This is a genomic window from Rathayibacter sp. AY1A4, from assembly GCF_002930955.1.
Lineage (GTDB): Bacteria > Actinomycetota > Actinomycetes > Actinomycetales > Microbacteriaceae > Rathayibacter.
The window spans coordinates 169,347-183,744 of the sequence record NZ_PSTN01000001.1; the positions used below are offsets into that span (position 1 = coordinate 169,347).

Genomic DNA, 14,398 nt, shown 5'->3' on the forward strand with positions numbered 1-14,398 from the left:
GCTCCGCGGCAGGACTCGTCGGAGTCCAGATCAACGCTCTCGGCCCTTTCCAGGGAGTGAGCATGCTGCTCGTGGGGCTGTCCTTCCTCACGGCACTCCTCTGGAAGGACAGGGCTCCTCTCGCCCGAGTGAGACTGACTTCTCTCGACTACTCCTTCCTTCTTGTCCTCATCGCCTGGGGAATGCTCGAGCTCGTGAATTCGGGCGAGTTGAGGCATTCGCCTTTCATCGGCGTGCTCCTCACTGTCGGTGTCGCTTATGCGGCCACTTTCCCGGTCCGTATGGTCGTCCGCGCTCCGTCGGACCTGGCGCCGTTCCTCCGAGGGTTCAGCGCACCGGGCGTGCTCGTCGCGCTGATCGCGATCGCGCAGCTGCTGCGCGTGCCCGGCGTCAACGAGGTGCTGGTGCAGATCACGAGCTCCGGCGGTCTCGCCGAGCGGCTCTCGAGCGGCTGGGACATCCGGGGCACGTCGACGATCGGCCACTGGACCGCTCTCGGCGGGTACCTCGCCTGCGTGATCGCGGCGTCCTGCGTCGACCTCATCATCAGCTCCGCGGGCACGAAGCTCGCCCCCTGGCCGGTCGCGGCCCTCACCGTGCTCTTCGCGGGCGCCGTCACGACGCTGACGTTCGCGACGATCGGCGCCGCAGCGGTCATCCTGGCTCTCACGGCCCTGCGGCTGAAGGCCCGCCCCGTCCTGGTGCTCTCGGGGGTGGCCGTGCTGGCGGCCGGCTGGCTCGTGCTCGGGCAGAGCATCGCCGCACGCCTGGAGCAGCAGTCCGGGCAGTCGCAGTACGCGATCGCCCAGTACTCCTGGCTGCCGCAGACCATCGGCTACCGGGTCAACATCTGGGTGACGGAGACCCTCCCCGCCATCGCGGAGCGTCCGCTCAGCGGCTGGGGCACCCAGGTCTACTCGGCCGTCGACAAGGGCTGGCCCGTGCGGCCGTCCTCGCTGGTGTGGGTGTCGCCCGAGTCCGAGTGGATGCGCACGCTGATCGCGAGCGGGGTCCTCGGTCTCCTCCCCGAGGTCCTGCTGCTGCTGGTCGCATTCGCCGTCGTGCTCCGCTCCCGCCGGATGCTCGGAGCCGCGGCCGTGTTCCCGGTCGCGATCCTGCTGGTCGTGCTCGTGGTGATCTCCACCATCCACAGCCACTTCTCGAACCCCGGCGTGCCCCTCGCGCTCTGGCCCCTGGTCTTCGCCGTGGCCGTCGCTGCTCGGCGAGCGAAGACGCCTCCGGTGCCGCCGTCGAAGGCCGAATCGCCGAAGCGGCACCGGCAGCACCTGCCCCGCTGACGCGGCTGCACCGTCGGGCGCCGGCCGTCCGCGCAGCCGGACGGCTAGACCGACTGCCGCCAGGCCCCGCCGTCCCAGAACAGCAGCAGCTGCCCGCCCGGATCGACGGCGACGTCCTGACCACCGGTGAGCGCGGTGCCGCCCGCCGCACCGTGGCGCACGGTGACGGGACGTGCCCCGGCGTGCAGCAGGTGCAGCCGCTGACCGAAGACGGAGCCCGAAGGCAGGGCCGCCATCGTGAGCGTGTTCGTGGACACCAGTCGCACCATGATCACCGGGTCGGGTGAGAGCGGCAGGCGCTTCTGGGTCGTCGTGACCTCGTTGTTGCCCCAGACGAAGACGCCGGACGTGGCGACCTCGGTCGCTCCGTCGGCGGGCACGTCGCACCGCCACTCGATGGACGACTGGGGCGACAGGTTCTCCCCCGGCATGTAGCGGAACGGGTAGCTGAACCGCACATTGCGGGCGCGCACCAGGTGGTCCGTTCCGCTGAAGACGCCCCAGGTGCGGGCGACCACGTCGGGCGTGCTGCGCACCTCCAGTCCGTCGATCTCCGTGCGCTGCTGACCCGGGACCGCGCCCGCTGTGCTGCCCGAGCCGATGGGCCGGGGCGTGCCGGAGGTGTTGGCCTCGAAGTCGAGGATGGTGTCGCGGATCCGCAGCAGGCTGTTCTCGGAGTAGATGCCGTGGTAATCGCCGGTGCCGGGATTGCTCGCGCCCGCGCGGAACACGCCTCCGGCCAGCACGACCGAGGCGTTGTAGCTGACCAGCAGCGCTCCGGTTCGCTCGGCGTAGATGTCCGAGGCCGTCACCGTCGGCGAGGGGTCGAAGACGCCGGCGCTCGGGTGCCCGGCGGGTCGACGGACGACGCGCACCGCGGCTCCCCGGGCGTCGAACGCGCGGAATCCGTTGATCTGGTGCGAGCGCGAGTCCCCGCCCTTGGCCTCGTCCTGCACGATCACGCCGTTCTCGACGAAGCGGGCCGTGCAGTCCACGACCCGGTGCCCGATCCCCCGCAGCTGGTACCCGGACTGCCCCTGGCTGCCCTGGCCGATGCCGGAGGTGGCCGTGCAGCCGATGAAGGTCACTCCCTCCGAGCAGTGGTGCGTGTCGAAGGCGCTCGAGGTGGTCATCAGCGCGTTCACTCCCGAGACGACCGTGCCGTAGGTGCGGCCGTAGCCGGCGAGATCGCTGTTGGCCGCGACGCGGTTGGTGTCGTCGGAGTAGGAGTGGCGCACATGCGAGTACACGCCGCGGTCGACCTGGCCGAAGCTGCTCCCGACGTCGGAGACGCCGTACCCCAGGATCGACGAGCCCGCGTCGTCGGTCGCGAAGCGCACGACCGCGTCCTCGACGAGGTATCCGTAGCAGGAGGTGAAGCGGAAGACCGGTCCCGAGGCGCGGGTGACCGTCACCGAGCGCAGCTGCGGATAGCGCAGGCGGGAGAAGTAGACGAGGGGCTCGTTCGACGCGGTCGCGCGCGCGGCCGCGACCATCAGGGTGCCTCCCTCGATCGAGAAGGTCTGGTCCGAGATCTGCGCGACGCGGATGTTGGTGCTGTAGGTCTCGCGGAGCACTCCGCCGAGCACCACCGTCGATCCGGACGAGGAGCGCACGACCGCGAACTCGCCCAGGCGGGACTCGACGACGCCGTCCCCCGGCCGGCGCTCCGGGATCGGGTCGTCCGAGACGATCTTCACGATCGTGCCGGGAGCCCAGTCCGGTGTGCCGCCGACGCTCAGCTGCGACACGGCGGAGGCTCCGGCCGGAGCGGCGATCGTCACGGCGGTGACGGGGAGGACGGTGCCGTAGGCCCCGGAGACCGAGAAGATCGGCTTCGACGAGGTGGCGACGAGGGTCGCCCCGTGCGCGCTCACCCGCAGGGACTTGGCGAGCCGGGGGTAGAGCGAGGTCCCGACGAGGTAGGTGCCGGTCGGGATCACCAGCAGGCCGCCCTCGGGGACGGCGTTCATCGCCTTCTGCAGGCCGGCGCTCGAGTCCGTCGCGCCGGTCGCGTCGATGCCCGAGAAGCGGGCGGCGGAGGCGACCACGGCGATCCGGTCGAGCTCGCCCTGCGAGATCGTGACCGCGGCCTCGGCGGCGGGGGCTGCGGCGGCGCTCCAGGCGCCGACCGCCCCGATCGCACCGGCGGCGAGGACACCGCGACGCAGGAGGGAGGCGGGACGCCCCGGGTTCTCGTGAGTGGCTCGGTCGCCGATCAAGGGGGGCCTCCCGGACATGCGGTCGTGGGCGCGGGGAGAGCCCCGCGCCCCCATTGTCGGAAGGGGTCGTCGGCGGGTGGCGCGAGTGAGGCTTATTCGAGGAGACCCCCTCCCACGAGGGGGACAATTGCGCTCAGCGCGTGAGGTGCGCCTCGATCACGGAGCTCTGGGAGCGCGCGTCGTCGATCTCGTGATCGTCGCCGCAGTAGGCCATCAGCCAGCCGCAGTCCGACTTCCTCGTGGAGCCGAAGTACGTGACGTCGAGGCCGTAGCTGTCGGCGGCCGTGTAGAAGGCTTCGCCGACGTCCGTCCAGGAGCCAGCGCCGCCCGCGGTGAGAGAGAGGCTGTGATCGCTGGGCCAGCCGACCTCCCCGACCGAGCAGTGCACCCCGTACCGCCGGCACCACTGCCCGAAGGTCGTCACCGCCGCCACGAAGACCTGCTCGTCGTTGCCGCCCTGCTTGTCCGAGCGCAGGGTCGTGCCCGTGCCGCCGGGGTAGAAGTGCTGCGAGTACACGATCCGGTCCAGCGGGTCCTGGATCCACGGCCCCTCGGGTGCGATCGCGGCGACCGTGCCCGTCGTCGCCTCCCGCATCCCCTCGACCCAGATCGTGTGCCGATCGCCCGTCCCCCGGACGGCCGACACCACGGCCTGCGTGTAGGCCTTGTAGGTCTCGACGGGGACCAGCGACCGCTTCACCTCGTTGAAGAGGTCGTAGGCGGCGATGCGTCCGTCGTCCTGGAACTCCGCCGCGAGCAGGGTCCAGACCCTCTGCGCCTGGGATACCGAGAGCCCGGATCCGAACCAGACGGTCCCCTCGGGCAGATCGCCCTGGCTCGCCGGATAGGTGCCGTTGTTGTGCAGGTCGAGCACGACGCGCATGCCGGCGGCGCCGATGGCGGCGATCTCGGTCCGGAGCAGCGCGACCGCCGCCGGATCGAGCCCCTTCGCCAGAGCGTCGTCGGTGCTCTCCCCGTCGGCCTGCGGCTGCAGGAGCGACCAGGGCACCGCGAGCCGGACCAGGGTGAGCCCGCGGTCCGCCAGGAACTCGTAGCTCTCGGCCGGATTCCCGGCGGTGCAGTCGACTCCGACGTCGACGCGCGACTGCAGATCGAACACGTTGACGCCGCGGAGGTAGGACCGGCCGCCCAGGTAGTCGTCGACCGAGCCGATGGCAGGCGCGGGCGACGCGGAAACGGACGACGGCGCGCAGGCCACGGGAGCAGTTCCGTCGCTCCGCTCGAGGAGCCGCACGGCGACTACGACGAGGGCCGCGACCACCACGACGGCCAGGACGATCAGCAGCGGGCGGCGGAGCCCATGGCGCGGCCGATCGCGTGCAGCGGCGATGCGAGCCTCCCGAGCCTGCCTGCCCGGTGCGGCCACCGGATCGCCGCTGAGGCTAGCAGAGCTCCGCGACGCGTCAGCGCACCGCCACCGTCGCGCGGTCGCGGCCGGTGAGGTCGCGCTGCGTGGTCGCTCCGCGCCAGCCGTCGGCGGTGAGCAGGGCGCGGATCTCGGCGCCCTGCAGCTCGCCGTGCTCCATCACCAGCACTCCCCCGGAGCGGAGCAGGCGGAGGGCGGTCGCCGAGAGCGAGCGGACGACGTCCAGGCCGTCCTCGCCGCCGTAGAGAGCCGAGGGCGGGTCGAACAGGCGCACCTCCGGGTCGCGCGGGACGGCGGCGGCCGGGATGTAGGGCGGGTTCGAGACGACGACCGAGACGGTGCCGTCCAGCTCGGGAAGCGCGCGGGCGAGGTCGTCGAAGACGATGCGGGCGTTCTCGAGCCCGAGCCGCTCGCGGTTGCCGCGGGCCCAGATGAACGCCTCGGGAGCGTTCTCCACGCCGATCACTCGCGCGTGCGGCACCTCATGCGCGAGCGCGAGCGCCAGGGCTCCGCTGCCCGTGCCGAGGTCGACGGCGATCGGCTCCGGGTCGACGACCGCGCGGAGCGCGTCGATCGCGATCTGCGCGACGCCCTCGGTCTCGGGTCGCGGGACGAACACGCCGGGTCCGACCGCGAGCTCGAGCGAGCGGAACGGTGCGATCCCGGTGATGTGCTGCAGGGGCTCGCGAGCCGACCGGCGCTCGATAGCGCTCGCGAACGCCGCGGCGTGCTCCTCGTCGACGCTCAACCCCGTGATGAGGCGCGCCTGCAGCCGGCCGCGGCCGAGCCCGAGCAGGTGCCCGAGAAGCAGCTCCGCATCGACGTCCGGCGTGTGGACGCGGGCGGCGGCGAGGCGGGCGACCGCGTCCGCGAGGAGGGTGCGCGCGTCGACACCGGTGGTCACGAGGGTCACGCCTCCTCGGAGCCGATGTCGGCCAGGCGGGCCTCCTCGTCGGCCTGGATGGCGCTCTCCACCACCGGGTCGAGCGCGCCGTTCATCACGCCGTCGAGGTTGTACGCCTTGTAGCCGGTGCGATGGTCGGCGATGCGGTTCTCGGGGAAGTTGTAGGTCCGGATGCGCTCGGAGCGGTCCATCGTGCGGATCTGCGTCTTGCGCGCGTCCGAGGCCGCCGCGGCGATCTCCTCCTGCTGGCGGGCCAGGATGCGGGCGCGCAGCACGCGCATGCCCGCTTCACGGTTCTGCAGCTGGCTCTTCTCGTTCTGCATCGACACGACGATGCCGGTCGGGAGGTGGGTGATCCGCACGGCGGAGTCGGTCGTGTTGACGGACTGCCCGCCGGGACCGGAGGAGCGGTAGACGTCGATCTTCAGGTCGTTCTGGTTGATCGCGACCTCCTCGGGCGCGTCCACCTCGGGGAACACGAGCACGCCCGTGGTCGAGGTGTGGATCCGCCCCTGCGACTCGGTCACGGGGACGCGCTGCACCCGGTGCACGCCGCCCTCGTACTTGAGGTGCGCCCACACGCCCTGCGAGGGATCGGTGGCGTTGCTCTTGATCGCGACCTGCACGTTCTTGTAGCCGCCGAGGTCGGACTCGTCGCGGTCCAGGATCTCCGTCTTCCAGCCCTTCGCCTCGGCGTAGTGGAGGTACATCCGGAGGAGGTCGGCTGCGAACAGCGCGCTCTCGGCTCCGCCCTCGCCGCCCTTGATCTCCATGATGACGTCGCGGCCGTCGTCGGGGTCGCGCGGGATGAGCAGGCGCCGCAGCTTCTCCTGCGCCACCCGCAGCGACTCCTCCAGCTCGGGGACCTCCTCCGCGAAGGCCTCGTCCTCGCGGGCGAGCTCGCGCGCGGCCTCGAGGTCCTCGCCGGCCTGGATCCAGGCGGAGTGGGCCGCCTTGATCTGGCTCAGCTCCGCGTAGCGCCGGTTGACCTTCTTGGCGCGGGCGGCATCGGCGTGAAGGGCCGGGTCGGAGAGCTGCGTCTGCAGGTCCTCGTGCTCGGCGAGGAGGACGCTGACGGATTCGAACATGGGGTCCTGGCTTCCGGAGGTGGTCGGGGTCGGGCTCATCGCCCGGGGACGCGAAAACGCCCGCGGCCGCCCCCGGTGACAGGGGCGACCGCGGACGTCGGGGCGCTAGTGGTGGCCGTTGCCGTGGCCGGCGGTGGCCGGGCCGACGGCCGACTTCGAGACCTGCATGAGGAACTCGACGTTGGACGAGGTCTCCTTCAGGCGCGACAGGATGATCTCCAGCGCCTGCTGCTGGTCGAGCCCGGCGAGGGCGCGGCGCAGCTTCCAGGTGATCTTGACCTCGTCGGCGCTGAGCAGCATCTCCTCGCGGCGCGTGCCGGAGGCGTTCACGTCGACGGCGGGGAAGATCCTCTTGTCGGCGAGGTGACGGGAGAGGCGCAGCTCCATGTTGCCGGTGCCCTTGAACTCCTCGAAGATCACCTCGTCCATCTTCGAGCCGGTCTCGATGAGCGCCGTCGCGAGGATGGTGAGCGAGCCGCCGTTCTCGATGTTGCGCGCCGCTCCGAAGAACTTCTTCGGCGGGTACAGCGCCGAGGCGTCCACGCCGCCCGAGAGCACGCGGCCCGAGGGAGGAGCGGTCACGTTGTAGGCGCGACCGAGCCGGGTGATGGAGTCGAGCAGCACGACCACGTCGTGGCCCAGCTCGACCAGGCGCTTGGCGCGCTCGATCGCGAGCTCGGCGACGGTCGTGTGGTCTTCGGCCGGGCGGTCGAAGGTGGAGGCGACGACCTCGCCGCGCACGGTGCGCTGCATGTCGGTGACCTCCTCCGGACGCTCGTCGACCAGGACGACCATCAGGTGGACCTCGGGGTTGTTCTGCACGATCGCGTTGGCGATCTGCTGCAGGACGATGGTCTTGCCGGCCTTGGGCGGCGCGACGATCAGGCCGCGCTGTCCCTTGCCGATCGGGGCGACCAGGTCGATGATCCGCTGGGTCAGCTTGCCGGGCTCCGTCTCGAGGCGCAGGCGCTCGGTCGGGTAGAGCGGCGTGAGCTTCTGGAACTCGACGCGCGCAGCGGCCTCCTCGACGGTCTGGCCGTTGATCGAGTCGACGCGGACGATCGCGTTGTACTTCTGGCGGCCGCCGCCCTCGCCCTCGCGGGGCTGGCGGATGGCGCCGACGACCGCGTCGCCCTTGCGCAGGTTGTACTTCTTGACCTGTCCGAGGGAGACGTAGACGTCGCTGACGCCGGGCAGGTACCCGGTGGTGCGCACGAAGGCGTAGTTGTCGAGGACGTCGAGGATGCCAGCGACCGGGATGAGGACGTCGTCCTCGCCGATCTCGGGCTCGAAGTCGTCGCCGATCGCTCCGCCGCGGCGCTTGCGGTCGCGGTAGCGGCTGCGGCGGCCGTCCTCGCCCTCGGCCTGCTGGCCGTTCTGGGGCTGTCCGGAGCCGTTCTGCTGAGGAGCCTGCTGGCCCTCGGACTGCGCGGCGCGCGCGCCCTGACCGTTCTGCGGCTGGGACTGCGCGGCGGGGCTCTGCTGAGCATCGTTCTGGCGGTCGTCCCCGCGGTTGCGGTTCCGGTTGCGGCGGTTGCGACCGCGGCCGGTGCCCTGCTGGTCGCCGTTCTGCTGCTGGTCGCCGCCCTGCTGCTCCTGCTGGTCGCCGGAGTCGGAGGAGTCGGCGTCGTTCTCGGCGGGCGCCTGCTCGGCCTGCTCGCTCTGCTCGGAGGCGCCCCCGCGGCTGCGGCGGCGTCCGCGGCGCTCGCGCTGGCCGCCCTCGCGGGAGGAGTCGTCCGACTCCGGCCCGTTGGGCAGCTCGATGTCGATGACGGGCTTCGCGGCCTGGTCGGCGTCGCGGTCCTGCTCGATGACGGGGAGGTCGGGGATCAGCGACTCGACGCCGGTCCCGCCGGGGATGTTGAGGTGCTCGCCGGCGGCGACGGTGCCGCTGGAGGCGCGGCGCGAGCTGCGTCGGCGGGGCGCGCGCTCGGCGGGCTCGGCGACCGGCTCGGCCGCCGCGGGGAGCTCGAGCTCGACGGGGGCCGACTCGGCGGCCGTCGCGGAGGGCTCGTCGACGGTGGGCGCGGCCTGCTCGAGGACGTCGGCCGTGTCGGCCTCGGTGCTCTCGACGGGCGTCGGCAGCTCCGCCGGCGCCTCGGGCTGCGGAGCGGACTGCTCGGCCACATCGGCCGGCTCGGCCTCGACGCCGGTGGCGTCGACGTCCGGGGCGACCGCTGCGTCGTCCGGAGCGACCGCGTCGGCGATCGCGGCGGGCGCGTCCTCGGCGGAGGCTGCGCGCAGGTCCGAGATGGCCTGGACCAGCTCGCCCTTGCGGAGCTTGGAGGCGCCGCCGAGGCCGAGCCGCGTCGCGAGAGCCTGGAGCTCGGCGACGCGCAGACCGGAGAGGTCGGCGGTGAGGTCCACGGTCGAGCCGTGGGTGTTGACGTCTGTCACTGGAGAGGGTTCCTTCCCCCCGGGAACGAGTGCTCACCGGGAGAGCTCATCGACCGTGCGGTGCCATCGCGTGTTCTGATCCACGCGATGCTCTCGGCCGCCGGGACCGACTGCCGCAGAGAGCGAGGAGAGGGCCCGGAGACCAGGCGCCGGTCTGCAAGAGGAGCAGGGGCGCCCTTCACACGATGTGATGGCCGTGGTTGTCGGGACGATCCGTCGGACAGATTCCGCTCGTTACGCGGTTCCTCGGGATGCGATCCCCACTGTAGCACCCTTGAAGTCGACGGCCAGCATGTGCGCGCGCCACGGCGTGGGGGCCTCCCGCTCCACCAGATCCGCGGCGGCGAGGCGCTGCGCGGGGTCGCTGCAGAGCACCAGGACGCTCGGTCCGGCACCCGAGACGACCGCCGCGTAGCCGTGCGAGCGCAGCAGCGCGATCAGCGCTGAGGTCTCGGGCATGGCGGCCGCGCGGTAGTTCTGGTGCAGCTTGTCCTCGGTCGCCGCGAACAGCAGCTCCGGGCTCTGGATGAGAGCGGCGATCAGGAGCGAGGAGCGCGAGACGTTGAACACCGCGTCCTCGTGCGGCACGCTCTGCGGCTGCAGCGAGCGTGCCAGCCGCGTCGACATGGTGTGCTCGGGCACGAAGACGACCGGGGACACGCCGCGGTGGACCATGAGCTTCTTGGAGCGCGGTCGCAGCGGCGAGTCGTCGGCGCCGGAGGCGTGCGGCTCGACCCAGGCGATGGTGAGGCCGCCGAACAGTGCGGGCGCCACGTTGTCGGGGTGCCCCTCCATCTCGGTGGCGATGCGGAGGAGGTCGTCCGAGTCGAGCTCGACGACGCCCTCGAGCAGGCCTTTCGCGGCCATGATGCCGGAGACGATCGCGGCGCCGGACGAGCCCATCCCGCGGCCGTGCGGGATGATGTTGCGCGCGATCACCTCGATGCCGGGCATCTCCTGCCGCTGGTCGGCGAACGTGTACGCGATGGCCTGCACGACGAGGTTCGTCTCGTCGGTCGCCACCTCGCCCTCGCCGACTCCGTGCACGGTGACCCGCGCACCCGTGGCCGCGACGGCCGTCACGTCGAGCTCGTCGTAGAACGAGAGCGCCAGGCCGAGCGTGTCGAAGCCGGGGCCCAGGTTCGCCGAGGTGGCGGGGACCTTGACGTGGACGGTGCGGCCGACGGGAACCGCCGAGGTCATGCGCCGGCCAGCCCCAGCACGTCCGCGATCGCGGCGGTGTCGACCGGGACGACGGTCGGCGTGATGTCCGCGCCGTCGGCCGTGCGGAGCGCCCACTGCGGGTCCTTGAGCCCGTGGCCGGTGACCGTCAGGACGACGGTCGCGTCCTTCGGGATCGCTCCGGCCTCGGCGCGCTCGAGGAGCCCCGCGACGCTGATCGCCGACGCCGGCTCGACGAAGACGCCGACCTCGCCCGCGAGGATGCGGTACGCCTCGAGGATCTTCTCGTCGCTGATCGCGCCGAAGTAGCCGTCGCTGACGGTGCGCGCGTTGAGGGCGAGCTCCCACGAGGCCGGGTTGCCGATCCGGATCGCGCTGGCGATCGTCTCGGGGTGGCGGACCGGGGCGCCGTGCACGATCGGAGCGGAGCCCTCGGCCTGGAAGCCGAACATGCGCGGGAGGCGGGTCGACTCGCCGCGCTCCAGCTCCTCCGAGTAGCCGCGGAAGTAGGCGGTGTAGTTGCCCGCGTTGCCGACCGGGACGATGTGGAAGTCCGGAGCATCGCCCAGCACCTCGACGACCTCGAAGGCCGCGGTCTTCTGTCCGGCGATGCGGTCCGGGTTCACCGAGTTGACCAGGTGGACCGGGTAGTTCTTCGCGAGGTCGCGGGCGATGTCGAGGCAGTCGTCGAAGTTGCCCTGCACCTGCAGCAGCTGCGCGTTGTGCGCGATCGCCTGGCTGAGCTTGCCCAGGGCGATCTTGCCCTCCGGCACCAGGACGGCCGCGGTGATGCCGGCGTGCGTCGCGTAGGCGGCGGCCGACGCGGAGGTGTTGCCGGTCGAAGCGCAGATGACGGCCTTCGCGCCGTGCTCGACGGCCTTCGAGATCGCCATGGTCATGCCGCGGTCCTTGAAGGAGCCGGTCGGGTTCATGCCCTCGTACTTGACCCACACCTTCGCGCCCGTGCGCGCCGAGAGGGCCGCCGCGGGGATGAGCGGCGTGCCGCCCTCGCCGAGAGTGATGACCGGGGTCGCCTCGGTGACATCGAGGCGGTCCGCGTACTCGTGCAGGACTCCGCGCCACTGCTTGGCCATCTCAGGCTCCTTCAACTCGTAGAACGGACGTCACGGCGCCGACGAAACCATGCGAATGGAGGGCGGTGACGGTGGCCGCCAGATCGGATTCCGCCGCGGCGTGCGTGCCGATGACCAGGGTAGCGGTCGGCTCGCGCCGCTCCGCACCGCCCTGCTCCTCCAGCGGGTCGGCGCCGGGCGGGGTCTGCACCAGGGTCTCGACCGAGACGCCGTGGTCGGCGAAGACGCCCGCGATCTGCGCGAGCACGCCGGGGCGGTCGAGCACCTCGAGGGTGACCTGGTACCGGGTCGTGACGTGGCCGATCGGGAGGACCGCGAGCCCGGAGCTCGCGCTGGTCACCAGGCCGGGGCCGCCGACGACGTGGCGGCGGGCGGCCGAGACGACGTCGCCGAGGACGGCGGAGGCCGTCTCGATCCCGCCGGCGCCGGCGCCGTAGAACATCAGGTCGCCGGCCGCCTCCGCCTCGACGAAGACCGCGTTGTTGGCCCCGTGCACGGCCGCGAGCGGGTGGGAGCGGTGCACGAGCGCGGGGTAGACCCGCGCGGACACGCCCTCCACGCCGGTCTTGGCGTCGGTCAGCCGCTCGCAGATCGCGAGCAGCTTGATCACGTAGCCGGAGTCGCGGGCCTGGTCGACCTGCGCCTTCGTGATGCCGGTGATGCCCTCGCGGTGCACCAGGGTGACCGGGACGTCGGTGTGGAACGCGAGGCGGGCGAGGATCGCCGCCTTCTGCGCCGCGTCGTAGCCCTCGATGTCGGCGGTCGGGTCGGACTCGGCGTAGCCGAGCTCGGTCGCGCGGGCGAGCGCGTCCTCGAGGCTCGCGTGCTCGGTGTCCATCCGGTCGAGGATGTAGTTGGTCGTGCCGTTGACGATGCCGAGGATGCGGTGGACCCGGTCGCCGGCGAGGCTGTCGCGCAGCGGCCGGATGATCGGGATCGCGCCGGCGACGGCCGCCTCGTAGTTGAGCTGGGCGCCCACCTGGTCGGCGGCCTCGAAGAGCTCGTTGCCGTGGGCGGCGAGCAGCGCCTTGTTGGCCGTGATCACGTCCGCGCCCGACGAGATCGCCGTGAGGATGTGGCTGCGGGCGGGCTCCAGCCCGCCGATCAGCTCGACCACGATGTCGGCGCCCAGGATCAGCGACTCGGCGTCGGTGGTGAGCAGGTGCTTCGGGATGTCGGCGGTGCGGGGCGCGTCCACGTCCCTGACGGCCACGCCCACGAGCTCCAGCGGCGCCCCCACGCGCTGGGCGAGCTCGTCGCCGTGGTCGAGCAGGAGGCGCGCCACCTGGGCACCGACGGACCCGGCGCCCAGCAGGGCGACGCGGAGGCTGCGGTACTCGATCATCGGGAGGTGGCCTTTCGTTCGATGCCGGCGTCGCGGCGGAGGAGGTCCTCCTCGGTCTCGCCGCGCACGAGGACGCGCGAGCGCCCGTCGCGGACGGCGACCACCGGGGGGCGCCCGAGGTAGTTGTAGTTGCTGGCGAGCGACCAGCAGTAGGCGCCGGTCGCGGCGACGGCGAGCAGGTCGCCCGGCCGCACGTCCGCGGGCAGGAAGTCGTCGTGGACGACGATGTCGCCCGACTCGCAGTGCTTCCCGGCCACCCGCACGAGGGCGGGCTCGGCCGAGGAGGAGCGGTCGGCGATCCGCGCCGTGTAGTCGGCGCCGTAGAGCGCCGGACGGGCGTTGTCGCTCATGCCGCCGTCGACGCTGACGTAGCGGCGGACCGCGGTCGAGCCCTCGGAGCCGACCGTCACGTCCTTCACGGTGCCCACCTCGTAGAGGGTGACGCCGGCGGGCCCGATCAGCGAGCGGCCGGGCTCGATCGCGATGTGCGGCACCGGGACGCCGCGGGCGGCGCACTGCTCGGCGACCGCGTCGGCGACGGCGGCCGCGATCTCGGCGATCGGCGTCGGGTCGTCGGCGCTGGTGTAGGCGATGCCGAAGCCGCCGCCGAGGTTGAGCTCCGGCACGGGGCCGTCCGCGAGCAGTGCCGCGTGGACGTCGAGCAGGCGCGACGCCGACTCCGCGAACCCGGCGGAGCCGAAGATCTGGGATCCGATGTGGCAGTGCAGCCCGAGGAACCGCAGGGAGGAGAAGGAGCGGATGCGGGCGACCGCGGCCGGGCAGTCGGCGAGTGCGAGGCCGAACTTCTGGTCCTCGTGCGCCGTGGCGAGGAACTCGTGGGTGTGCGCGTGCACTCCGCTGTTGACCCGGAGGCGCACCGCCTGCACGCGGCCGTGCCGCTCGGCCGCGGCTGCGACGCGCTCGATCTCGACGAGGCTGTCGAGCACGATCGTGCCCGCGCCCACCTCGACGGCCCGGTCGATCTCGCGGAGCGACTTGTTGTTGCCGTGGAGGCCGAAGCGCTCGGGCTCGATCCCGGCGGCGAGGGCCACCGCCATCTCGCCGCCGCTGGAGAGGTCGAGGTTCAGGCCCTCGTCGCGCATCCAGCGGGCGACCTCGGTCGAGAGGAACGCCTTGCCCGCGTAGTAGACGGTGACGCCGGTGCCGATGCGGCCGAGCTCGCGGGCGAAGACCTCGCGCATCTCGACGGCCCGGCGGCGGGCGTCGGCCTCGTCCACCACGTAGAGAGGAGTGCCGTGCTCGCGCACCAGCTCGGCGACGGGCACTCCGGCGATCCGGATCCCGCCGTCCTCGCCGCGCTCGGCGCTGTCCGGCCACACGCCGTCGGCCAGGGCGTTCGGGTCGGCGGGCGTGTGCAGCCACTCAGGCGCGAGCGGATGCCGGGGGGCGCGGGCGCGGGCGTCGACGGTGTCCACGGGTGAGACCTCACAGGAGAGAGTGGGAGCGTCACTGCGGGGCGA

General features: G+C 72.2%; 10 protein-coding genes. 1 reads left to right on the top strand and 9 read right to left on the bottom strand.

Annotated features, from left to right (window positions below):
* Nucleotides 1-128: 128 nt before the first annotated feature.
* Entirely contained in the window at nucleotides 129-1,298 is a 1,170-nt protein-coding gene (locus tag C5B92_RS00755; RefSeq protein WP_181028709.1) for an O-antigen ligase family protein, read from the top strand.
* A 44-nt stretch (nucleotides 1,299-1,342) separates the two neighbouring features.
* On the opposite strand, the gene C5B92_RS00760 is transcribed toward C5B92_RS00755, so the two are convergent.
* The 9 genes from C5B92_RS00760 to lysA all read right to left on the bottom strand — a co-directional run bounded on the left by C5B92_RS00760 (nucleotide 1,343) and on the right by lysA (nucleotide 14,353).
* A complete protein-coding gene (locus tag C5B92_RS00760) occupies nucleotides 1,343-3,520 on the bottom strand; it encodes a hypothetical protein (RefSeq protein WP_104349986.1) in 2,178 nt (725 codons plus the stop codon).
* 133 nt (nucleotides 3,521-3,653) lie between these two features.
* Nucleotides 3,654-4,907, bottom strand: a complete 1,254-nt coding sequence (locus C5B92_RS00765; protein ID WP_104349987.1) for a glycoside hydrolase family 5 protein — start codon at nucleotides 4,905-4,907, stop codon at nucleotides 3,654-3,656.
* A 37-nt stretch (nucleotides 4,908-4,944) separates the two neighbouring features.
* Entirely contained in the window at nucleotides 4,945-5,820 is an 876-nt protein-coding gene (gene prmC / locus C5B92_RS00770; protein WP_104255069.1) for a peptide chain release factor N(5)-glutamine methyltransferase, read from the bottom strand.
* On the bottom strand, nucleotides 5,817-6,899 hold the full coding sequence (gene prfA, locus C5B92_RS00775) for a peptide chain release factor 1 (RefSeq protein WP_104232724.1): 1,083 nt from the start codon (nucleotides 6,897-6,899) through the stop codon (nucleotides 5,817-5,819). Before prfA ends, prmC begins: the two co-directional genes overlap by 4 nt.
* Before the next feature lie 105 nt (nucleotides 6,900-7,004).
* Nucleotides 7,005-9,296, bottom strand: a complete 2,292-nt coding sequence (gene rho, locus C5B92_RS00780; RefSeq protein ID WP_104274296.1) for a transcription termination factor Rho — start codon at nucleotides 9,294-9,296, stop codon at nucleotides 7,005-7,007.
* 234 nt (nucleotides 9,297-9,530) lie between these two features.
* Complete coding sequence (thrB, locus tag C5B92_RS00785; RefSeq protein WP_104255071.1) at nucleotides 9,531-10,499, bottom strand: homoserine kinase; 969 nt, start codon at nucleotides 10,497-10,499, stop codon at nucleotides 9,531-9,533.
* A complete protein-coding gene (gene thrC / locus C5B92_RS00790; protein WP_104223003.1) occupies nucleotides 10,496-11,572 on the bottom strand; it encodes a threonine synthase in 1,077 nt (358 codons plus the stop codon). Before thrC ends, thrB begins: the two co-directional genes overlap by 4 nt.
* 1 nt (nucleotide 11,573) lies before the next feature.
* On the bottom strand, nucleotides 11,574-12,917 hold the full coding sequence (locus C5B92_RS00795; protein ID WP_104223002.1) for a homoserine dehydrogenase: 1,344 nt from the start codon (nucleotides 12,915-12,917) through the stop codon (nucleotides 11,574-11,576).
* Entirely contained in the window at nucleotides 12,914-14,353 is a 1,440-nt protein-coding gene (lysA, locus tag C5B92_RS00800) for a diaminopimelate decarboxylase (RefSeq protein WP_104255072.1), read from the bottom strand. The genes C5B92_RS00795 and lysA overlap by 4 nt, the downstream gene beginning before the upstream one ends.
* Nucleotides 14,354-14,398 lie beyond the last annotated feature (45 nt).